23 protein-coding genes are annotated in these 19,799 nt (G+C 62.1%); 14 read left to right on the top strand and 9 right to left on the bottom strand.

Annotated elements, in window-relative coordinates:
- Positions 1-7 precede the first annotated feature (7 nt).
- Positions 8-475 (bottom strand): chemotaxis protein CheW, encoded by a 468-nt coding sequence (locus AB4Z19_RS04980; protein WP_442024018.1) that lies wholly within the window; start codon positions 473-475, stop codon positions 8-10.
- A 163-nt stretch (positions 476-638) separates the two neighbouring features.
- On the opposite strand from AB4Z19_RS04980, the gene AB4Z19_RS04975 reads away from it, so the two are divergent.
- From AB4Z19_RS04975 to AB4Z19_RS04960, 4 genes are read left to right on the top strand one after another with little or no spacing between them, the layout of a single operon-like run.
- Positions 639-1,286: an HD domain-containing protein gene (locus AB4Z19_RS04975; protein ID WP_442034513.1), complete on the top strand. Its 648-nt coding sequence runs from the start codon at positions 639-641 to the stop codon at positions 1,284-1,286.
- Positions 1,283-2,527, top strand: coding sequence for a TCR/Tet family MFS transporter (locus AB4Z19_RS04970; RefSeq protein WP_442034511.1), 1,245 nt, complete (start codon positions 1,283-1,285; stop codon positions 2,525-2,527). The genes AB4Z19_RS04975 and AB4Z19_RS04970 overlap by 4 nt, the downstream gene beginning before the upstream one ends.
- Positions 2,524-3,342 carry a substrate-binding periplasmic protein gene (locus AB4Z19_RS04965; protein WP_442034509.1) on the top strand — a complete coding sequence of 273 codons (819 nt, stop codon included), beginning with the start codon at positions 2,524-2,526 and terminating at the stop codon, positions 3,340-3,342. The genes AB4Z19_RS04970 and AB4Z19_RS04965 overlap by 4 nt, the downstream gene beginning before the upstream one ends.
- A gap of 11 nt (positions 3,343-3,353) precedes the next feature.
- Positions 3,354-4,388 carry an EamA family transporter gene (locus AB4Z19_RS04960; RefSeq protein WP_442029109.1) on the top strand — a complete coding sequence of 345 codons (1,035 nt, stop codon included), beginning with the start codon at positions 3,354-3,356 and terminating at the stop codon, positions 4,386-4,388.
- Here the strand turns inward: AB4Z19_RS04960 and AB4Z19_RS04955 are convergent.
- A complete protein-coding gene (locus tag AB4Z19_RS04955; protein ID WP_442034507.1) occupies positions 4,385-5,053 on the bottom strand; it encodes an SDR family oxidoreductase in 669 nt (222 codons plus the stop codon). The genes AB4Z19_RS04960 and AB4Z19_RS04955 overlap by 4 nt on opposite strands.
- 159 nt (positions 5,054-5,212) lie before the next feature.
- On the opposite strand from AB4Z19_RS04955, the gene AB4Z19_RS04950 reads away from it, so the two are divergent.
- Positions 5,213-6,157, top strand: a complete 945-nt coding sequence (locus AB4Z19_RS04950) for an AraC family transcriptional regulator (protein ID WP_442027612.1) — start codon at positions 5,213-5,215, stop codon at positions 6,155-6,157.
- Here AB4Z19_RS04950 and AB4Z19_RS04945 read toward each other — a convergent pair.
- Positions 6,144-8,051, bottom strand: coding sequence for a CocE/NonD family hydrolase (locus tag AB4Z19_RS04945; RefSeq protein WP_442034505.1), 1,908 nt, complete (start codon positions 8,049-8,051; stop codon positions 6,144-6,146). The genes AB4Z19_RS04950 and AB4Z19_RS04945 overlap by 14 nt on opposite strands.
- 133 nt (positions 8,052-8,184) lie before the next feature.
- Here AB4Z19_RS04945 and AB4Z19_RS04940 point away from each other — a divergent pair, with 133 nt between their 5' ends.
- The 4 genes from AB4Z19_RS04940 to AB4Z19_RS04925 all read left to right on the top strand — a co-directional run bounded on the left by AB4Z19_RS04940 (position 8,185) and on the right by AB4Z19_RS04925 (position 10,821).
- The gene (locus AB4Z19_RS04940) at positions 8,185-8,553 is read left to right on the top strand and encodes a YXWGXW repeat-containing protein (protein WP_442027610.1); all 369 of its coding nucleotides are present in this window, start codon (positions 8,185-8,187) and stop codon (positions 8,551-8,553) included.
- A gap of 58 nt (positions 8,554-8,611) precedes the next feature.
- A complete protein-coding gene (locus tag AB4Z19_RS04935) occupies positions 8,612-9,307 on the top strand; it encodes a YjjG family noncanonical pyrimidine nucleotidase (RefSeq protein ID WP_442027608.1) in 696 nt (231 codons plus the stop codon).
- A gap of 186 nt (positions 9,308-9,493) precedes the next feature.
- On the top strand, positions 9,494-10,516 hold the full coding sequence (trpS, locus tag AB4Z19_RS04930; protein ID WP_442034503.1) for a tryptophan--tRNA ligase: 1,023 nt from the start codon (positions 9,494-9,496) through the stop codon (positions 10,514-10,516).
- On the top strand, positions 10,516-10,821 hold the full coding sequence (locus AB4Z19_RS04925; RefSeq protein WP_442034501.1) for a DUF1294 domain-containing protein: 306 nt from the start codon (positions 10,516-10,518) through the stop codon (positions 10,819-10,821). The genes trpS and AB4Z19_RS04925 overlap by 1 nt, the downstream gene beginning before the upstream one ends.
- Here the strand turns inward: AB4Z19_RS04925 and AB4Z19_RS04920 are convergent.
- Positions 10,810-12,150, bottom strand: coding sequence for an erythromycin esterase family protein (locus AB4Z19_RS04920; protein ID WP_442028657.1), 1,341 nt, complete (start codon positions 12,148-12,150; stop codon positions 10,810-10,812). The genes AB4Z19_RS04925 and AB4Z19_RS04920 overlap by 12 nt on opposite strands.
- Positions 12,151-12,230: 80 nt before the next feature.
- On the opposite strand from AB4Z19_RS04920, the gene AB4Z19_RS04915 reads away from it, so the two are divergent.
- Complete coding sequence (locus tag AB4Z19_RS04915) at positions 12,231-13,184, top strand: DMT family transporter (RefSeq protein ID WP_442034499.1); 954 nt, start codon at positions 12,231-12,233, stop codon at positions 13,182-13,184.
- Here the strand turns inward: AB4Z19_RS04915 and AB4Z19_RS04910 are convergent.
- The 4 genes from AB4Z19_RS04910 to AB4Z19_RS04895 all read right to left on the bottom strand — a co-directional run bounded on the left by AB4Z19_RS04910 (position 13,171) and on the right by AB4Z19_RS04895 (position 16,188).
- Positions 13,171-13,803 (bottom strand): FMN-binding negative transcriptional regulator, encoded by a 633-nt coding sequence (locus AB4Z19_RS04910; protein ID WP_442028653.1) that lies wholly within the window; start codon positions 13,801-13,803, stop codon positions 13,171-13,173. The two genes, AB4Z19_RS04915 and AB4Z19_RS04910, sit on opposite strands and share 14 nt — an antisense overlap.
- An 82-nt stretch (positions 13,804-13,885) precedes the next feature.
- A complete protein-coding gene (locus tag AB4Z19_RS04905) occupies positions 13,886-14,500 on the bottom strand; it encodes an LON peptidase substrate-binding domain-containing protein (protein ID WP_442028652.1) in 615 nt (204 codons plus the stop codon).
- Positions 14,501-14,539: 39 nt separating this feature from the next.
- Positions 14,540-15,814, bottom strand: a complete 1,275-nt coding sequence (locus AB4Z19_RS04900; protein ID WP_442034497.1) for an amidohydrolase family protein — start codon at positions 15,812-15,814, stop codon at positions 14,540-14,542.
- A gap of 74 nt (positions 15,815-15,888) precedes the next feature.
- Complete coding sequence (locus tag AB4Z19_RS04895) at positions 15,889-16,188, bottom strand: H-NS histone family protein (RefSeq protein WP_442025546.1); 300 nt, start codon at positions 16,186-16,188, stop codon at positions 15,889-15,891.
- 248 nt (positions 16,189-16,436) lie between these two features.
- Here AB4Z19_RS04895 and AB4Z19_RS04890 point away from each other — a divergent pair, with 248 nt between their 5' ends.
- The 3 genes from AB4Z19_RS04890 to AB4Z19_RS04880 all read left to right on the top strand — a co-directional run bounded on the left by AB4Z19_RS04890 (position 16,437) and on the right by AB4Z19_RS04880 (position 18,174).
- On the top strand, positions 16,437-16,865 hold the full coding sequence (locus AB4Z19_RS04890; protein WP_442025547.1) for a hypothetical protein: 429 nt from the start codon (positions 16,437-16,439) through the stop codon (positions 16,863-16,865).
- Positions 16,866-16,975: 110 nt separating this feature from the next.
- The gene (gene asd / locus AB4Z19_RS04885) at positions 16,976-17,803 is read left to right on the top strand and encodes an archaetidylserine decarboxylase (protein ID WP_442025559.1); all 828 of its coding nucleotides are present in this window, start codon (positions 16,976-16,978) and stop codon (positions 17,801-17,803) included.
- Between the two features lie 56 nt (positions 17,804-17,859).
- The gene (locus AB4Z19_RS04880) at positions 17,860-18,174 is read left to right on the top strand and encodes a hypothetical protein (RefSeq protein WP_442025548.1); all 315 of its coding nucleotides are present in this window, start codon (positions 17,860-17,862) and stop codon (positions 18,172-18,174) included.
- Here AB4Z19_RS04880 and AB4Z19_RS04875 read toward each other — a convergent pair.
- On the bottom strand, positions 18,164-19,081 hold the full coding sequence (locus AB4Z19_RS04875) for a LysR family transcriptional regulator (RefSeq protein WP_442034495.1): 918 nt from the start codon (positions 19,079-19,081) through the stop codon (positions 18,164-18,166). The two genes, AB4Z19_RS04880 and AB4Z19_RS04875, sit on opposite strands and share 11 nt — an antisense overlap.
- A gap of 114 nt (positions 19,082-19,195) precedes the next feature.
- Between AB4Z19_RS04875 and AB4Z19_RS04870 the strand changes: the two genes are divergently transcribed.
- On the top strand, positions 19,196-19,798 hold the full coding sequence (locus AB4Z19_RS04870) for an FMN-dependent NADH-azoreductase (protein WP_442025550.1): 603 nt from the start codon (positions 19,196-19,198) through the stop codon (positions 19,796-19,798).
- The last annotated feature ends 1 nt before the right edge of the window (position 19,799 follow it).

Raw genomic sequence — 19,799 nt, 5'->3', positions numbered from 1 at the left:
TCGTACCTTATGCCGCCAGTTTCTCGATCAGGCCCATTTCGGTGCTGGACATCAGCTTGTCGATATCCACCAGGATCAGCATACGGTCATCCAGCGTGCCAAGGCCGGTGATGTATTCCGTGTTCATCGAACCGCCGATTTCCGGTGCTGGCTTGATCTGCTCAGGTTCGAGGATGGTCACGTCCGACACTGCATCCACCACCATGCCAACCACGCGGCTGCCGATGTTCAGGATGATCACGACGGTGAACGGGCCGTATTCCGGCTGGCCGAGATTGAAGCGGATACGCATATCCACGATCGGCACGATCAGGCCGCGCAGGTTGATCACGCCTTTAACGAAATCAGGCGCGTTGGCGATGCGGGTTGGGGTTTCGTAGTTGCGGATCTCGCTGACTTTCTGGATGTCGATGCCATATTCTTCTTGGCCCAGGGTGAATGCGAGGTATTCGGCGGGTTGAGTGCTCGTGGACATAATGGAAAGGAAACTACATTTGTGAAGGGAGTCTTCCAATGTTACCTCAGGCCAACTTAATAGGCACGAACTTTTTGCTGTAGAGCAATAGTTAAACTTGCCAGATATACAGCGGGCGCGGCTCATGCCACAATTGAGTGGTTGAACTGGAAGAACTGATTACATGGATACTTTGCTGAGCAGCTGGCAGCCGCGCCTCCTCGCGCTGGCCGCCGCCGCAGCGGGCGACGACGGCGCCCATGACACAAATCACCTGCACCGAGTGTGGCGCAATGCCAACCAACTGCTGGCCGACCATCCCGAAGCGGACCAGCTTGTTGTTTTGGCGGCCTGCTATCTGCACGATCTGGTCAACTTGCCGAAAAATCATCCGGAACGCCATCTCGCTTCGCGCCAGGCGGCCGAACTGGCGCGGCGTGAACTGGCGGCGCAGGGCTTCCCGGCCGGAAAACTGGACGCGGTGGCCCACGCCATCGAAACCCACAGCTTTTCCGCCAATCTGACGCCGCACACCATCGAGGCGCAAATCGTGCAGGATGCCGACCGGCTGGACGCACTGGGCGCCGTCGGCCTTGCGCGCATGTTCTATACGGCGGGACGCATGGGCTGTGGCCTGGCGCACCCGGACGATCCCCTGGCGCTGAACCGTGCCCGCGACGACAAGGCCTATTCGCTCGACCACATCGAGGTCAAGCTGGCCACCCTGCCCGGCACCATGCAGACCACGGCCGGGCGCCGTCTGGGCGAATCGCGCCTGCAAAACCTCTATGACTTCCGCGACAGCTTCGTAGCAGAATGGGCAGCTCAATGAAAGACGACCGTATCGAATCCATCCCTCCCGCAGCTGCATCGACCGGCAATCTGAATTTCGTCCTGGTCTGCATCTTCATCGACATGCTGGGCATCGGCCTGATCGTGCCGGTGCTGCCCATCCTGGTCGGTGAATTCGTCCACAGCCGCGAACAGCAGACACTGTGGTACGGCATCATGGGCGCCACCTTCGGGCTGATGCAGTTCATCTTCATGCCGATGCTGGGCGCGATCAGCGACCGCGTGGGACGCCGTCCCGTGCTGCTGTATTCGATGGCAGGCATGGGCATCAACTTCCTGACCACGGCCTGGGCGCCTAACCTGGCCTGCATGTTCATCGGCCGCTTTGTGGGCGGCATGTCCTCCGCCAGCATGTCGGTGGCGTCGGCTTATGCGTCCGACATTTCGACGCATGACAACCGCGCCAAGAGCTTCGGCAAGATCGGCGCCGCCTTCGGCCTGGGCTTCATTGCCGGTCCGATGCTGGGCGGCCTGCTGGGCGACGTGAACCTGCACCTGCCTTTCTATGTGGCGGCCGGACTGTCTTTCGCCAACTTCATCTACGGCTACTTCTTCGTGCCGGAATCGCTGCCGGAAGCGCAGCGCGGCCCGTTCCGCCTGACGCGCGTGAATCCTTTCGCGGCGCTGGCCAAGCTGGCTGGCCGCAAGGACATCCGCGGTCTGCTGATTACCTTTACCCTCGTCACCAGCGCGCAGATGATGCTGCAATCGACCTGGGTGCTGTACACGAACTTCCGCTTCAACTGGACGCCGACACAAAACGGTATCGCGCTGTTCTGCGTGGGGCTGTCGGCGGCGGTGGTGCAGGCAGGCCTGCTTGGTGTGCTGATCAAGCGCTTCGGAGAAGTGAAGCTGTCGCTGCTGGGGCTTGGCTCCGGCTGCATCACCTATCTGCTGTATGGCCTGGCCACGCATGGCTGGATGATGTACGTCTTCATCCTGTGTAATCTGCTGTCGTTTGCGGCCGGTCCTGCGCTGCAGGGCATCGTGTCCAAGGCCACGTCGCCTACCGAACAGGGCGAGCTGATGGGATCTTTGCAGTCGATCAGCAGCGCGGCGATCGTCGTCATGCCGCTGGTCGGCAGCACCATCCTCGGCGCGGTAAGCCATTTGCCGCCTAGCGACTGGCGAATTGGCAGTTCCTTCTTCGTATGCGCTATCATGCAAGGTATAGCAATCGTGGTAGCACGCCGCTACTTCCGCAGCCATACCTTAAAGTGAAAAAACGCTCGTTCGTTCAATATCTGGCTTTTGCAGCGGCCCTGCTGGCCGCTCCGGCAGCCTTCGCGGGCTGCTCGCGCGAAATCGTTGTGCCGGTCAGCTCGGTCGGCGTCAGTGTCATTGCAGGCAGCGACGGCACGGTCACCGGCATCTATCCCGATTTGCTGCGCAGCCTTGGCACGAAGGCGGGCTGCCATTTCGTTTTCACTACCGTTCCCCGCGCCCGCCAGGAGCTGATGTTCGCCACCGGTAAAGCGGACCTGCTGGTGACGGCCATGCGTACGCCGGCGCGCGACGTGAACGGCATCTTCGTGCCGATGATCGGCCACCGCGCAACGCTGATTTCCGTCCAGAGCGACCGCCCTCCCATCACCAGCGGACAGGATCTGCTGGAGCGCCGCGATCTGCGCGTGGCGGTCGTGCGCGGTTATGACTACGGCGAGGCTTATCAGTCGCTGGTACGCGAGTTGAGCAAGCAGGGGCGCCTGTTCACCGAAGTCGATCCGGCGGCCGTGGCGCGGCTGCTGCATCTTGGCGCAGTGGACGTCACCATCATGGGGCCGACCATTCTGGCGGGCTCCATCGATCGCGAGCCACGCGTGGCTGGCTTGATCGACAAGCTGCGCATGGAACCCATTCCCGAACTGCCCTGGGGCCATACCGGCATTTACGTTTCGCGCCACTCGCTCAAGCCTGCGGACCAGGAGGCGCTGCTTGAACTGCTGGAGAAGGCAGCCAAGTCGGGCGTGGTCATGGAGAGCTTCCAGCGTTATCACCGTCCGGAGATTCTGGCGGAAAGCGTGCGGCCACGCTGATGCCGGGGCATGTGGTTGCCGTCGTCCTGTTTGCGGCACTGCTGCATGCGGGATGGAATGCGCTGGTCAAGGCAGGCAGGGAGCCATTTCTGACCAGTGTGCTAGTGGCTTCGGGCGGGGCGCTGATTTCTGCAGTGCTGCTGCCGTTCTTGCCCTCGCCGGCGCCTGCCAGCTGGCCATTTGTCGCGGCGTCCACCGGTATTCATTTCTTCTACTACGGCTTTCTCGCCGCCGCTTACCGGCACGGCGACATGAGCCACACCTATCCGTTAATGCGCGGCAGCGCGCCACTGCTGGTGGCTATTGCCAGCATTCCGCTGCTCGGCGAACGCCTCAGCGCCCAGCAATACGCCGCCGTCGCCACCATTTGCGCCGGCATCCTCGGGCTGTGGTTCACCGCCCCACGCAACGCACAATCCCGAGCCGGCGACAAACCGCCTGCCGTGCGCCCTGTGGCCGCGAGCGCCGCGCCATCGCATGCCACGCCCGCAGCCGCGGTCCACGCAGCACACGCGGCGTATTCGACAGGCGAAGCGCATGCGGCGCAATTGGCGCCTTCGACGGGCGAAGCGCCGGAGCCCGCTGACGCGTCTGGCCCGGCCGGCGCGTCGGGTCCGCGGCCTCGTGGGCGGGCGACGGTGTTTGCTTTGCTGAACGCGCTGGCAATTGCGGCGTACACGCTGGTGGATGGCATTGGCGTGCGCAGGTCGGGCGCGCCGGCTGCGTACACGATGTGGCTGTTCGTGCTGAGCGCCAGCGGACTGCTGATCCGGACGCTGCTGCGCCGTCCGCGCGAACTCACGGGCTACGCCAGACAATACGGGCGCGTCGCCACACTGGGCGGCGTCGGCACGCTGGCCGCGTATGGCCTCGTGCTGTGGGCCATGACCGCCGCACCCGTGGCCGCCGTCGCCGCGCTAAGAGAAACGTCCATCCTGTTCGCCGCCGCCATTGCCGCCCTCTTCCTGCGCGAAAAGATCGGCAGGCGGCGGGGCGCGGCCATCGCCATCATTGCGGCAGGCGCCGCGCTGATGCGCTTCGCTTAGTAAGGACTGGCCGTCGAGCGCACCACGATCTCGCTCACATCGATGTCCGAAGGCTGGTTGATCGCAAACGCGATGGTGCGCGCGATTGCATCCGGACTCGCGTCACCCGGCCCCGCCTCCGACTGGCACGGCGACACAATGGTCACGCGGATATCGCCGCCCACCTCGCGCCGCAAACCTTCCGAAATCGCCGCCAGCGCGTACTTGGTGGCCGAATACACGCTGGCGGTCGGACCAACCGGCGTCAAAGCCGCCAGGTTGATGATCTGTCCCGAGCGCGCCACCTGCATCAGCGGCAGCACCGCGGCGATGCCATTCAGCGCGCCGCGCAGATTCACGTCGATCATGCGGTCCCACTCGCGGATCTTCATCGCATCGAGCCGCGACAGCGCCATCACTTCGGCGTTATTCACCAGCACGTCGATACGCTCATAGCGGCGGTGGGCAGCCAGCACGAAAGTCTGGAAATCGTCCGCATCGGTGACATCGAGGACCTGCACATCCACCTCGGCGCCCTGCGCGCGCAGCTCCTCCGCCAGCGGCGCCACGCATTGCTCATGGCATGCGCCCAGCACCAGCTGATGTCCGGCCTTGGCCAGCTTGCGCGCTGTCGCCGCGCCTACGCTGGTCGACGCGCTGCTGATCAGGATTACTTTCGAATTCATGCTGCCCTCCCGCTAAGATTTCCAACCCCATGCAGTGTAGGCCGCAGCGCAGCAATCTTCATGTCAGAAACTATTTGATCCTTGCCTAATCCTCTTCCAGCGTACAAAACCCGGCAATTTAAGCGCAAAATGACTGCCTGAATCTATAAGGAAGCAGAAATGGAAGATGCAGCAACAGCGTTGCGCCGCGCGCGCATGGTGCAGCTGGTAGAACAGCTGACGCCGAATGAAGGCATGAATCAGCATCCGGCCATGCCGGGCGTGCGCTTCGTGCGCGCCAGCACGCCGGTGGCCCGCCATCCGGTCATGGTGGAGCCGTCGATCGGTATTCTGGTCCAGGGCCGCAAACGCGGCTATCTAGCCGACAGTTCGTTCTTTTATGATGCGCAGCAGTTCCTGGTCCTGGCTCTGCCGCTGCCGTTTGAAGTCGAGACGGAAGCCAGCGCCGCCGAGCCGCTGCTGGGTATGAACATCCCCGTCGATTTGCAGACCACGGCGGAAGTGGCGATGGCGCTGGACGAAGCCAATGTGCCGATCGCCGCCGCGCCGCAAGGCATCGTGGCTTCGCCCATGGACGACAAGATGTCGAACGCCGTGCTGCGCTTCCTGGAAGCGATGGCCTCGCCGGTCGAAGCGCGCCTGCTCGGCCCCGGCATCGTGCGCGAGATCATTTATCACGTGCTGACCAGCCGTCTCGGCGGCTCGCTGCGCGCCGCGCTGACCCATCACAGCCAGTTCGGCAAGATTGGCAAGGCACTACGCCGCATCCACGTGGACTTCAACCAGCCGATCGACGTCGCCCAGCTGGCCGACGAAGCCGGCATGAGCATGGCCGCCTTCCACGCCAGCTTCAAGGCCGTGACGATGACCTCGCCGATCCAGTATCTGAAGACGACCCGCCTGCACAAGGCGCGCCTGCTGATGGCCCAGAATGGCCTGAGCGCAGCCGCTGCGTCCAGCCGCGTGGGCTATGAAAGCAGCTCGCAGTTCAGCCGCGAATTCAAGCGCTTCTTCGGCCGCACCCCGGTCGAGGAAGCGCGCGAGATGCGCGCCCTCCTCGGCCAGCCCACAGAGCCGGAAGCGGCCTACGTCACTTACCAGTAGTGCTCACCACGGGCAGCTCGATGGCGCTGCTGTGGACACCGCCGTGATACACGCGCTGCGTGGCCTTTTTGTAGTCGCCTGGCTTGGCGTAGAAGATGTTCGGCACATAGCTCTGCGGATTGCGGTCGTAGAGCGGGAACCAGGACGACTGGATCTGCACCATCACACGGTGCCCCGGCAGCACCACGTGGCTGATCGGCGGCAGCGCAAAGCTGTACTGTTCCACCTTGTTGGCCGGGATCGCGGCCGGCTTTTCGAAGCTGTCGCGGTAGCGGCCACGCAGAATGTCCATCGACAGCGGCAACTGGTAGCCGCCCAGTTCCGGCTGTGACGGCACTTCATCCGGATATACATCGATCACCTTCACCACCCAGTCGGCATCCGTGCCACTGGTCGAGGCGAACAGCTTCACCTGTGGCGCGCCGGACAGCACCAGCGGCGCCTTCAGCGGCTCGCTGACATAGCTCAGCACATCCGGGCGGTCCGCGACAAAGCGCTGGTCATGCACCAGCCATGGGCGCCACACATTCGCATCCCCCATGCGCACAGGGCGTGGCACGAACGGCACCGGCTTGGCGGGATCGGCCACATACTCATCGTAAGCCTCGCCCTTTGGCGCATCGAAGGCCAGTTTGAAGTCGCCCTGAAGGTAAGCCATCTTTGGCGCGGACTCGCAGCCTTTTTCGCACGACAGCGGCCACTTGGCCAGACGCTGCCAGTGATTGGTCCCGCTCTGATACACCAGCACGGGAGGCGTATCAGCCACGGGGGCGCCATCCTTCAGGTACTGGTCGAGGAAAGGCTGCATGATGTCGCGGCGGAATTCGAGCGCGGTGTCCCCGGTGAACTTGATCGGCCCGAGGTTGTAGCCGTCGTAATTGACGCCGCTATGGCGCCATGGGCCGACCACCAGGTAATTCAGCTTGTTGGTGCTGTCCTGTTTTTCCAGCTCGGCATAGGTCTTGTAGGTGCCGTAGATATCTTCCTGGTCCCACTGGCCCACCACGTGCATGGTCGGCACACTGATCTTGCGCTTGCCAAGGATGCGGTCCAGCGCCTGCTCCTGCCAGTAGCTGTCGTAAGCCGGATGCTCGAACAGCTTCTTCGTGAAATTCAGCTGATCCAGGCCAAATCGGTGAGCGTAGCTGGCAACCGAACCTTCGCGCAGTGCGCCTTCGTAATCGTCGTACACGCCGGTCGGCAGCGGTTCGCCGCGGCCGCGTGCCGTGGTCTGGCTCGCGATATAGTCCAGCGTCGGCAGGCGGAAAGCGCCGTTGTGGAACCAGTCGTCGCCGCGCCAGCCATCGACCATGGCGCTCATCGGCACCGCCACTTTCAGCGCCGGATGCGGATCAGTCAATGCCATCAGCACGGTAAAGCCTTCGTACGAGGAGCCGATCATGCCGACTTTGCCGTTCGATTCGGGCACGTTCTTCACCAGCCAGTCGATGGTGTCCCATGCGTCCGTGCCATGATCGATCTTGCTATCGTTGAGCGGGCCGCGCACCGGGCGGGTCATCACATAATCGCCTTCCGAGCCGTACTTGCCGCGGATGTCCTGGAACACGCGGATATAGCCCTCACCCACCAGCACTTCGTCGCCTTGCGCCAGAATGGACTCCATACGCGAGCTGTGGTTGCGCTGAGCGCGGCCGGACGCGTTGTACGGTGTGCGGGTCAGCATGATCGGTGCATGCCTGGCGCCCTTCGGAATCACGATCACGGTATGCAGCTTGACCCCGTCGCGCATGGGGATCATGACATCGCGCTTGATGTAATCGTTGGCGGAGTCCGGCGCTTCAAAGGATGGGCCAATATCGGGCGCCATCGGCGGCGTCGTCTGGGCAAAGGCGGAAGAGATCAGAAGGGACAGCAGAGCAATCGGGGCGCGCATGAGTTTCTCCAGACCGGCAAAAAAAACAATATTACTTGAAAAGCCATTCCCTGCGGTAAGAGAGTGAGCGCACAGACCAGTCAGCCGTATGGAGGCAATATGGAAGCCACTACTCTGTTGAGGAGGAATAATCATGAAGAAACTACTGCTCGCCGCCATGGCGGCTGCTTCCCTGGGCTCGGCTGCCCTTCCGCTGGCTGCCAGCGCAGACGTTCTGGTGGTGCGTACCGCCCCGCCGCCGATGCGCGATGAAGTGGTGCCGGCCGCCCGCGAAGGCTACGTCTGGACGCCGGGCTACTGGCGTTATAACGGCCATCGCTATGTGTGGACGCACGGTAAATACGTCCGCGAGCGCCATGGCTATTACTGGCGCGAACCGGCATGGAAGGAAAACAATGGCCGCTGGGAATTCACCCGTGGCAACTGGGCGCGCGGCGACCGTGACCGCGACGGCGTGCCGAACCGCTACGACGATCACCCCAACGATCCAACGCGCCGCTAAACGCAAATCCGGACCGGATGCTATGATGCCCGGTCCGGATCTGCCTTAGTGACGCAAAATGAAGCACACCCTGTTCCTGTTTGATCTCGACGACACGCTGCTGGACTTCAAGACTTCCGAAAAGCGCTCGTTCGAGCGCACCTTGCGGGACATGGGCCTCGCCGGAGATATCGCCGATATCTTCGACGACTACCAGGTCATCAATACGGAGCTGTGGCGCGCCTTCGAGCAGGGCCGCGTTTCCAAGGACATCGTCAAGGTGGAGCGCTTCCGCCGGACTTTCCTCGCCCATCAGTTAGACCTCGACCCCGAACTGGCCAGCCACCGCTACCTGGAATCCTTGCCGGAAACCGTGGTGCTGTGCGACGGCGCCATGCAGGTTTGCGAGCAGCTGGCGGCCATTGGCGAAGTGGGCATCATCACCAATGGGGTGGAAGCCATCCAGTCGCGCCGCATTAATAATTCCGGCCTTGGCGCGCATATCTCCTTTGTCGCCACCTCGGAAGCCTGCGGCTACGCCAAGCCGGACAGCCGCTTTTTCGAATACACCACGCAGCGCGCCAAATCCTTCAGTAAGGACAGCACCGTAATCATCGGCGACCGCCTGGACGCCGACATCCTCGGCGGTAACCAGTTCGGCATCGAAAGCTGCTGGTACAACCCCGGCCGCCACGCGAATGACTCGTCCGCCAAACCAACTTACGAGATCGACAGCCTGCATCAGCTCATGGCTTCGCTGGGCGCCTCGGCTTGACAGGCTGCCGCCAAACTGTGATTATTGCGGGATGAAAATTATCCAGTCACATCGCTCGACTCTGAATTGGTGGCGCCGCTGACATAGCGCGGCCACTGAAAAGTGATGTGATTTTTATATCAACGCCGCCTATCCTGAGGTGGCGTTTTTCATGGCGCAAGGATAGGGGCAAGCAGAAGGAACCCTATGAGCCAGCCAGCAACCTCCGCCTCTCCTGCCGTGATCCTGACCGGCGACCGTCCTACCGGTCCGCTGCACCTCGGCCATTTCGTCGGCAGCTTGCGCAACCGCGTGGCTTATCAGCATGAATACAAGCAGTTCATCATGCTGGCCGACTCCCAGGCGCTGACCGACAATATGGACGACACCAACAAGGTGCACCGCAATGTGGTCGAAGTGGCGCTGGACTATCTGGCTTGCGGCATCGATCCGGCCAAGTCGACCATTCTGATCCAGTCGCAAATTCCGGAACTGGCTGAGCTGACCTTCTATTACCTCAACCTGGTGACCGTGGCGCGCCTGGAGCGCAACCCGACCGTGAAGCAGGAAATCGTGCTGCGCGGCTTCGAGCGCGATATTCCGGCCGGCTTCCTGACCTACCCGGCTTCGCAGGCAGCGGATATCTCGGCCTTCAAAGCCTCCATCGTGCCGGTCGGCGAAGACCAGATCCCGATGATCGAGCAGACCAACGAGATCGTGCGCAAGTTCAACCGCCTGGCGAATAAAGAGATTCTGGTCGAGTGCAAGGCGGTGGTGCCGGACGTGGGCCGCCTGCCAGGCATCGACGGCAAGGCCAAGATGTCCAAGTCGCTGGGCAATGTGATCAATCTGGGCGCGTCGGCGGCCGAGATCACTGCGGCAGTGAAAATGGTTTATACCGATCCGCTGCACCTGAAAGTTTCCGATCCGGGCCACCTGGAAGGCAACGTGGCCTTCATCTATCTGGACGCGTTCGATACCGAGAAGGCATCCCTGCAGGAGATGAAGGACCATTACGTGCGCGGCGGCCTGGGCGACAGCGTGGTCAAGAAACGCCTGGAAGCCGTGCTGCAGGACATGCTGGCTCCGATCCGCGCCCGCCGCGAAGAACTGGCCAAGGACAAGGGCTACATCATGCAGGTGCTGAAAGAAGGCACCATGCGCGCACGCGAAGTCGCGGCGCAGACTTGCGATGAAGTGAAAGCGGCGCTGGGCCTGAGCTACTTCTGATGCCGTCCGTGCCCGCGCTCGATGGCGCCACGCTCTGGCTTGGCGTCATTGCGCTGTATGCCGCCACCAGCCTGCTGTGCTTTATCGCCTACGGACTGGATAAGCGTGCGGCCGAGCGCGGCGCGCAACGCACGCCGGAGCGCACCTTGCTGCTACTCGGACTCGCCGGCGGCTGGCCGGGCGGGCTGGTGGCGCAGCAGGTGTTCCGCCACAAGACCGTCAAGGGATCGTTCCTCGCCTGGTACTGGGCCAGCGTGGCGCTGAACCTCGCTGCCCTGCTGTCGCTGGCGTCGTTACAGGCCTGAGGGATAAGTCTCCGGCGCCTCCTCGTGTTTCCACAAGGCCGAGCGTTCCAGCGGCCGCAATGCCGTGCTGCGGTCCACGTGAATGATTGCGTCGAACTGCTTCGCCGCATCGGCGTAGAAGTAATGGCTCATGCGCTCCGTATCGGGCCGGTAAATCACCCCGATCGCCCGCTCCAGAAACTTATCGCCCAAGCGCGATAGCCGGCTGCCGCCGCCGCGCAGGGGCAGCAGAAACTGTTCGACGCCCGCCTCGTGCAGCACATGCTCCACGCTATCGCGGCGCGAAGGCACGATGTGCTTCAGCTCCGCCGGTCCATCCCAATCCGTGGCCGCCGTCACCGTCCCCGTATGCGTGGTAAAGCCCAGCAGGAAGATGTCCTCTGGACGATAACGCTCGCGCACCAATTGGCCCAGATTCAGCTGCCCATGCTTGCCCATCTCCGTGTGCCGCGCATCGCCAAGGTGCGAGTTATGCGCCCACACCACCACGCGCGCAGGCCGGCCCGTACGCTGGCCGATGTGCTCGCGCAAAGCCTGCAGCGTTTCGGCCATATGCGAGTCGCGCACATTCCAGGACTCGTCGCGCCCGCGAAACATGGAGCGGTAATACACCTCGGCATTGCGCGTAACGCGTGCATCCTGCTGGGCGTAGAACAGTTCATCCGGCACCGTGCCGCCGCGTTCTTCCAGATGGCTGGCGGCCTTGCGCGTCATTTCCATCAGCTGGCGCACCACCTCTTCCTCGCAGTCGGGACGCATGCCGAAGGACGTCGCGTAGCCGTAGCGCTGCGGGTCTTCGGCGAAATGGTCGATGCAGGAATAGCGCTTGCGGGCACGCGCTGCCGCTTCCGGATCGGCCTTATCCAGATAAGCGATCACGGCATGCATCGATTGCTGGAGGCTGTAGAGATCCAGTCCGTAAAAGCCGACACGCCGCGCGGCACTGGCCACATGGGTATTGTGCTGGCGCAGCCAGTTAATCAAATCCTCGACCTCGTGATTGCGCCACATCCATTGCGGAAAGCGTTTGAAGCCGGACAGCGCCTGCTCCGCCGTCATATCGTCGCCGCCGTGCTGCACGAAGCGGCTGACGCGCAAGGCGTCCGGCCAGTCGGCTTCCACGGCGATGGCATCGAAGCCCTTTTCAACGATCAGCCGCTTGCTGATTTCGGCGCGCAGCCGGTAAAACTCGCGCGTGCCGTGCGTCGCTTCGCCCAGCAGCACAATCGATGCGCTGCCGATATAGTCGAGCAAATAAGCGAAGTCCTCGTCCGTGTCCAGTGGCCGCGCCTCGTTGCGCAGCGCATCGCTGATTGCCTGGTCCATCATGCACCTCCCGGAAATCATCGTCATCAGGCACGATAGCGCAAGCTGTGAGAAACTGTCGCAGGTTTAATTGGGGAAATTGCATGTGGAACGGTGTGCTGTGCGGCCTGCTGGCGGGCGCGATGTGGGGAATGGTGTTCATTGTGCCGGAGCTGCTGTCGGCGTTCACGCCACTCGAAATGGCCGTGGGCCGCTACACCGCGTATGGCGCCATCGCCTTCGGCCTGATGCTGCCGAAGCTGCGCAATCTCCTGGGACGGCTTGAGCACAGCGACTACATGGCGCTGCTGCGCCATGCGCTGACCGGCAATATCGTTTATTACATGCTGCTCGCGCTGGGAGTGAAGTTCGCCGGCGTGGCGCCGACCTCGCTGATCATTGGGGTGCTGCCGATTTCCGTGACGCTGATGGGCCGCAATGACCATGGCGCGGTGTCGCTGCGCCAGCTGGCTTTGCCGTTGCTGGTGGTCGGCGCCGGCATTGCATGCATTAATGTGGACGTGTTCCAGCATGCGTCGGCCACTGGCCAGCCAATGCTGAAGACCTTGATCGGCGTGGTGTGCGCGACAGGCGCTCTGCTCTCGTGGAGCTGGTACACGCTGGACAACGCGCGCTACCTGAAGCGCAATCCGCATTACTCCAGCGCGGAATGGTCGGCGCTGTATGGCCTCTCCACTGGTTTGATTGCCGCCGTTATCGGCGGCATTGCCTTCGCCATTTTCCATGGCGACGTGACTGGCGCTGCAGGCGCGGCGTCGGGCCGCGACTGGACGCTGTTCTGGATCTGCAATTCCCTGCTCGCACTGGGCGCGTCGGTGATCGGCAACCAGCTGTGGAATATCGCCAGCCGCCGCGTGCCGGTCACGCTGTCCGGCCAGCTGATTCTGTTCGAGACGCTGTTCGCGCTGCTGTACGGCTTTATCTACAAGCAGCAGTTCCCGCGCCCATTGGAGATCGCAGCGATCGTGCTGCTGATTGCAGGCGTGCTGTGGTCCGTCCATGTGCACGCCCAGGAAGAACAGCTCAGCCCTGCGTAATGCGCTCGGCCACCAGGGCCGCCATTTCATCCGATTCGCGCGTGCGCAGACCTGCTGCAATATTGGCGCGGTCGGCCATGTCGCGGTTCTGGCTTACCTTCCATTTGCCCGTCAATTGCGATACCGGCAGCTCGATGCCGACAATGGCGCGCATCATGGTGGCGATGTAATCGGGTGGCGCATCGCCGACGGACCAGGGCTCGGGCATGGTGCCTTCGTGCGCGTCCGTGAGATCGTCCAGCAGGCGGCGCAGCCAGGCCGCATCTTCCACCGCGTGTGCCGTGCCGCGCGCCTGCACCATGGCGTAATTCCAGGTCGGCACGGCCTTGCCGGTGGTGCGCTTGGTTTCGTACCAGTTTGGGCTGATGTAGGCTTCGGGGCCCTGGAACACCACCAGCACCGGCGCTCCATCGGCCAGCGCCTTCCACACAGGATTGGCGCGCGCCACGTGAGCCCGCAGTGTGCCGTGTTCACCTTCGCCCGGGTAAAGCAGGAAGGGAATCAGGTCGGCGGTCGGGCCATCGGCGGTTTGCACGATCAGCGTGGCCAGCGGGAAGGCTTGAATCAGGCTGTGTTTGACCTCGGTGCGGTCTTCGGCAAAGGCGGGTGGCAAATACATGGGCGGATCTCCTTTGCGCCAGTGTATCCGCGGCCGGGTTTCGCCGACAGGGCCAGCGGAGCGCTGCACGATGGGGCCAGCCTCAGTTCAGCAGGCCATGCTCGGTCAACATATCGTGCACCAGTTCCAGCCGCAGGACGGGGTTCTCCTGCCCCAGCAGCAGCTGCTTCTGCGGCAGCGTCAGGCGCAGCAACTCGCACCAGCGATTGGCGACCCAGCCCGAATCGTCAAGCCGATACGGTGGACGCATGGGCATCTGCGCGGACGGCACGCCGCGCTCCTGCAACGAACGGATCAGAGAACCAAGCATATCGGCCACTTCCTGCTGGTCGGCCGGAATCGGCATGCCCAGGTCGGGCGGTATGTCGGTGACTTCGGCCATCCACAGGCCGTGTTTCAACACTTCGGCCGTGGTGATGTGGAAGCGCCGCATGCCCATGCAGCCAACGTGCATCAGGCCCGGCATCGGTGCGGACCATTCGTCGATGCGCGCCATGGTGCCAACGGCGCTCAGTGTTTCGTGGCTGCCGGGTTTGCGCACTTCCTCGCCCTGCACCAGCGCCACCACGCCGAATTGCTCGCCATGTTCAATGCAGCGCTTGACCATATCGAGGTAGCGCACCTCGAAGATTTGCAGGGGCAGATAGCCGTCCGGGTAAAGGACGGTATTCAGCGGAAATAAAGGAATCGCGGCCATATCCCATCATCGCACGAATCGGGCATGGCCGCCGCGCCACTACGGCCTGCGGTAGACCGTGCCGCCCTTCATCACGAAGGCAACCTTGTACAGCGTGGTGATATCGGCCGTCGGATCGCCCTCCACTGCCACCAGATCCGCCATATAACCCGGCTTGACCTGGCCCAGCGACGATGCGCGATCCAGCACCGCCGCGTTGACCATGGTGGCGGCATGCAGCACATCGACCGGGCTCATACCCAGCTTGACCATCCATTCGGCCTCGCGCGCGCTGGTGCCGTGCGCGAACACGCCGACATCGCTGCCGAGGCCAATCGTCACACCCAGCTTGCGCGCCAGCTGGAAGGCATGCGCGGCAGCCTGCATGGACGGCGTGGGTGCAGCGCCGCGGGTGTACTTCTGGAAGTATTCGCTGGTCGCTTCCGGCGCAGTCAGGGTTGGGAAATAGGCCACCTTGCGTTCGGCCATCAGCTTGAACGTGGCTTCGGAACCTGCGTAGCCATGCTCGATGGTGTCGACGCCGGCCAGTACCGAGCGGCGCATGCCTTCGTCGGTGCTGGCGTGGGATGCGACCTTGCGCCCGGATTCGTGCGCCGTCTTCACCAGGGCGTTCAGTTCTTCCTGGCTGAAGGTGGCGTGCGAGCTGTTGTCAGGGCCGGTGCGGTAATCGGCATAGACCTTGATCCAGTCGGCGCCATGGGCGGATTGCTCGCGCACCGCTTTCACCACTTCGTCCACGCCGGTCGCTTCCTGGGCGCCGCCCGGAAGATCCATGTCGGGACGATAAGCCTTCACGTTCGGCCCATAGCTGCTGCTGGCCACGATGGCGCGCGTGGCGACAAACAGGCGCGGCCCCGGAATCACACCGTCTTCGATGGCGCGCTTGATCGCCACGTCGGCATACATCGCGCCTTCCGTGCCGAGGTCGCGCAGGGTCGTGAATCCTGACTGCAGCTGGGCATTAGCGTGGCGGCCAGCCAACAGAACGCGGTATTCGACCGGCTCTTTGAGCACCTGGTCATCCCAGCTGGATTCGTTATATGGATGGAGCAGAACGTGCGAATGCAAGTCCATCAGGCCGGGAATAAGAGTCTTGCCCGGCAATTGAATGCGCTCGGCATCGGCGGGCGCAGTGATATTAGGGCCGACGGCCTGGATTTTTCCATCCGCGACCAATACCGACCAGCCGGAATGGGATTGGCCTTCGCCAGTCCAGACTTTATCCGGCGTCAGCAGAACGGGACGCCCACTAGCTGCCTGTGCGGAAGCGCACAACAGCATTATTGCCGCGGTGACGGCGCGAGAAAGAAGCATAGCCATATTTAAGGAGAATACGGCGGAGATAATCCGGTGAACGACCGGACTATTATTCCGCCGTCGCAGCCTTATTAGGCTTCTTTAATCAGGAAGTCTTCCTTCTTCTTGCCTTCCAGCCATTTCGGCGCACGGCCACGGCCGGTCCAGCTTTGACCGCTGGCTGGATCACGATATTTCATCGGCACCGGAGCGCGTGGCTTTACCGGCTTGCCGCTCTTGGCCGCCGGGCCCAGATCGGCAATGGTCAGATTATATTCGCGCATGATGGCCAGAATCTGATCTTTGGCCTTGCCGATTTCGGTCTTGCGCGCGTTTTCCGCGAGATTTTGCAGTTCGGCGATCTTCGCCTGGTATTCCTGATAAGTCGTCATCTCTCTATCCTAAGTTGGAAAAAACAGGGTGTGACAATGTGTGAGATTTCATTGTCGCCAATGTACCATAGTTTTCGGTAATTATTCCAGTTAATTTAACAACATTAATAAAAGCCTGCCACACGGTTGAACGCAACTTCATTTAAGTGGCCAGCTTTAATAAGGGTATTAATTATTGACATTGCTCTGCCACAGGCGCAGCCTCGTCTGGTCGGCATGTGCCGGCGTCCAAAACAGGGAGGCTCACAATGAAAACGATCGCCGCAATTGTTCTGGGGTTAGCAGTCTGCACCACCGCTGTTGCGCAGGAAAAGCGCATTTATAAAGAAGGGACCGTGACTTCCGTCTCCTTCATCCGCACCAAACCTGGCCACTTCGACGACTACATGAAGTTTTTACTGGGTCCGTATAAGGCCGTGATGGAAGCGCAGAAAAAGGCCGGACTGGTCGTGGATCACCGCATCTACGCAGCGAATCCGAAGAATCCGCACGAACCGGACGTGATCCTGACAGTCACTTATGCCAATATGGCGGCACTGGACCGAAGCGATGAAGCCGATGCTGTCTCGTCCAAAGTCGCCGGTAGTTTCGAAGCGCAGGATAAAGCGTATGCCGATCGGGAGGCCATTCGCGAAGTGCTGGGAAGTGAATTGATCCGCGAGCTGCATGCCCGCTAAAGCATTACCCGGGTTGCCGGGATAGCACTATTTCCGGCGCCCGGGCACACGGCTATAATGCGCTATTCAACCTTGAATGGAATGCCATCACCGTGTCCCGTCTCGCCGTACTGCCTCAATACCTGCTGCCAAAAGGCGCCCTGACCAATTTCGCGGGCCGCGTGGCCGGCGCCAAAGGCGGCGCCATGACGACGCGCCTGATCCGCTGGTTCGTGGGCAAGTACGATGTGAACATGGACGAGGCGGCCAATCCGGACATCGCCAGCTATCACAGTTTCAACGAATTCTTCACCCGCGCGCTGAAGCCGGGCGCACGTCCGCTGGCCCAGGCTGATTTCATTTGCCCGGTGGATGGCCGCATCTCGCAGTTCGGCGATATCGAGGACGACCAGATTTTCCAGGCCAAGGGACACAAGTTCACCACCACCGCGCTGGTGGGCGGCGACAAGACCCTGGCCGACCAGTTCCGCCATGGCCACTTCGCCAATCTGTATCTGAGCCCGCGCGATTACCACCGCATTCATATGCCTTGCGATGGCAAGCTGACGCGCATGATCTACGTTCCGGGCGAGCTGTTCTCCGTGAATCCGACCACGGCACGCGGCATTCCTGGGCTGTTCGCGCGCAATGAGCGCGTGGTGTGCGTGTTCGATACGGCCAACGGTCCCTTCGTGATGACGCTGGTCGGCGCGACCATTGTCGGCAGCATGGCGACCGTGTGGCACGGCGTGGTCAACCCGCCGCGCCAGCCGTCGATCTGCGAATGGACTTATGCGGACAAGGACATCGTCCTGAAAAAAGGCGAAGAACTCGGCCGCTTCCTGCTCGGCTCCACCGTCGTGATGCTGTTCCCTGCCAACACCATGCGCTTCAACACAGACTGGCAACCCGCCGGCCCAGTCCGCCTCGGCGAGGCAATGGCCAACCTGAAGGCCTGAGCTACATCAAGCCGCGCCTTCGCACGCGGCGTATACTGGTAGTTCGGAGGCCGCCAATGACTGCCGTTGACAAAGAATACGTTGACGCGAAGTTTGATTCGCTGAAGCAGTATATCGATACGCGCGTGGCGCATGGCGTGCAAGAGCTCAAGACTGAACTGCATCAGACGATCGCCCAGACCGTCAAATGGTCCGCGGCGATCGCGGCTTCGACGTTAATGATTTTCGTCACCGTCGTGGTCTTTCTGATGAACAACGCGGTGCCGCGCCCGCTGCCAGTGCAGCAAGCTGCACCCGCGCCGGCGCCGGCAGCAGTGGCCGCGCCGATAGTGCCGCAGCCAATCGTCATTGTCATTCCGCTTAAATCTTAGCGCTGCCTTCGGTGGCGTTGAAATTCTCTTCGAGCATATCCAGGAACACGCGCGTCTTGGCCGGCATCAGGCGGCGGCCGGGGAAGACGGCCCAGCCTGTGCTTTCGGGGAAGCTCCAGTCCGGCAAGATGCGGACCAGCTCGCCTTTTTTCACGTGCGGCGCAGCGAATTCTTCGGTGCAGGTGGCGACGCCCAGGCCGGCCGTGGCCAGTTTGGTCAACAGTTCAGGCGAGTTGGCGCGGGTCTTGATCGGCACATCGCGCTCCCACGTCGTCTTGCCGCGTGAGAGCTTCCAGCGGGCCAAACCGTTGACCGCGCGCGGCAAGCTGAGCAGGTCGTGGCGGAACAGGTCGTCTGGATGCTCGGGCAAGCCGTGCAAGCCGGTGTAGTGCGGCGAGGCGAACAAGCCCCAAGTGCTGAGCACGACGCGGCGGGCGGCCAGCGAGGCATCGTCCGGCAGTGCGCCCATGCGGATGGCCACGTCGAAGCCTTCCGCCACCAAATCCACGCGGCGCGGCGACAAATCCAGATCGATGGAAATCGCCGGGTACTTCTTCAGAAAATCGGGCAGCAGACGGATCAGGTGCGAATTGGCAAAGTCGGCGGGCATGGACACCCGCAGCAGCCCATTCGGCGCCTGCTGGCGGTGCTGGGCCAGTGCGCCAGCCGCTTCCGTTTCCTCCGCCACCTTGCGCGCGTGCTCCAGCAGACTTCCACCGAACTCGGTCAGCACCAGCTTGCGCGTGGTCCGCTGCAGCAGGCGCTCGCCCAGCCGGGCTTCCAGCAGCGTCAGACGGCGCGACACGGTTGATTTCGGCAGTTGCAGGCGCTCGGCGGCCTGCGACAGGCTACCGCATTCGACAATTCGGGCGAACAGCAGCAGGTCGCCAGGGTCCAATTCAGTCATGATTGTTCCGTCAGTGGATAAATCATATCCATTTTAACGGCTTCCGAACCAAATTTGGAATTGCTAAAGTATCTCCATCGACGCAGCATTCAACCCAATACAAGGAGCCTTACCATGAACATCCTGCAAATCAACTCCAGCGCACGTAGCCAAGGTGCAGAATCCACCCGTATCGCCGACGCCATCGTCGCCAAACTGGTGAGCCGCCACAGCAACGCACAAGTGACCCGCCGCGACCTGGCATCTGATCCGCACCCGGTGCTGGACGAAGCCGCTCTGGGCGCCCTGTTCACCCCGGCCGACAAACGTACTCCTGAGCAAGCCGCCCGCGTGGCGCTGGACGACGCTCTGATCGCCCAAGTGCAGGCCGCTGACGTGGTGGTGATCGGCGCCCCGACCTACAACTTCGGCATCACCGTGCAACTGAAGTCCTGGTTCGACGCCATCGCCCGTGCCGGCGTGACCTTCAAATACGGTCCAACCGGCCCAGTCGGCCTGCTGACCGGTAAAAAGGTGTACGTTGCCCTGTCCCGTGGCGGCCTGCACAAAGATTCGCCGACCGACACCCAGCTCATGCACCTCAGCATGTTCCTGAAGTTCGTGGGCCTGGATGAAGATCTGCAGTACGTGTTCTCGGAAGGCCATGGCATGGGCCCTGAAATGGTCGCCAAGGCGCAAGCAGCAGCCAACGACCAGATTGCAGCAATCGTTGCTTAAT

It is taken from the genome of Pseudoduganella sp. RAF19 (assembly GCF_052114165.1).
Lineage (GTDB): Bacteria > Pseudomonadota > Gammaproteobacteria > Burkholderiales > Burkholderiaceae_D > Rugamonas.
The sequence above is the reverse complement of the archived record's forward strand: the minus strand, read 5'-3'. Positions and strand labels throughout refer to the sequence as shown.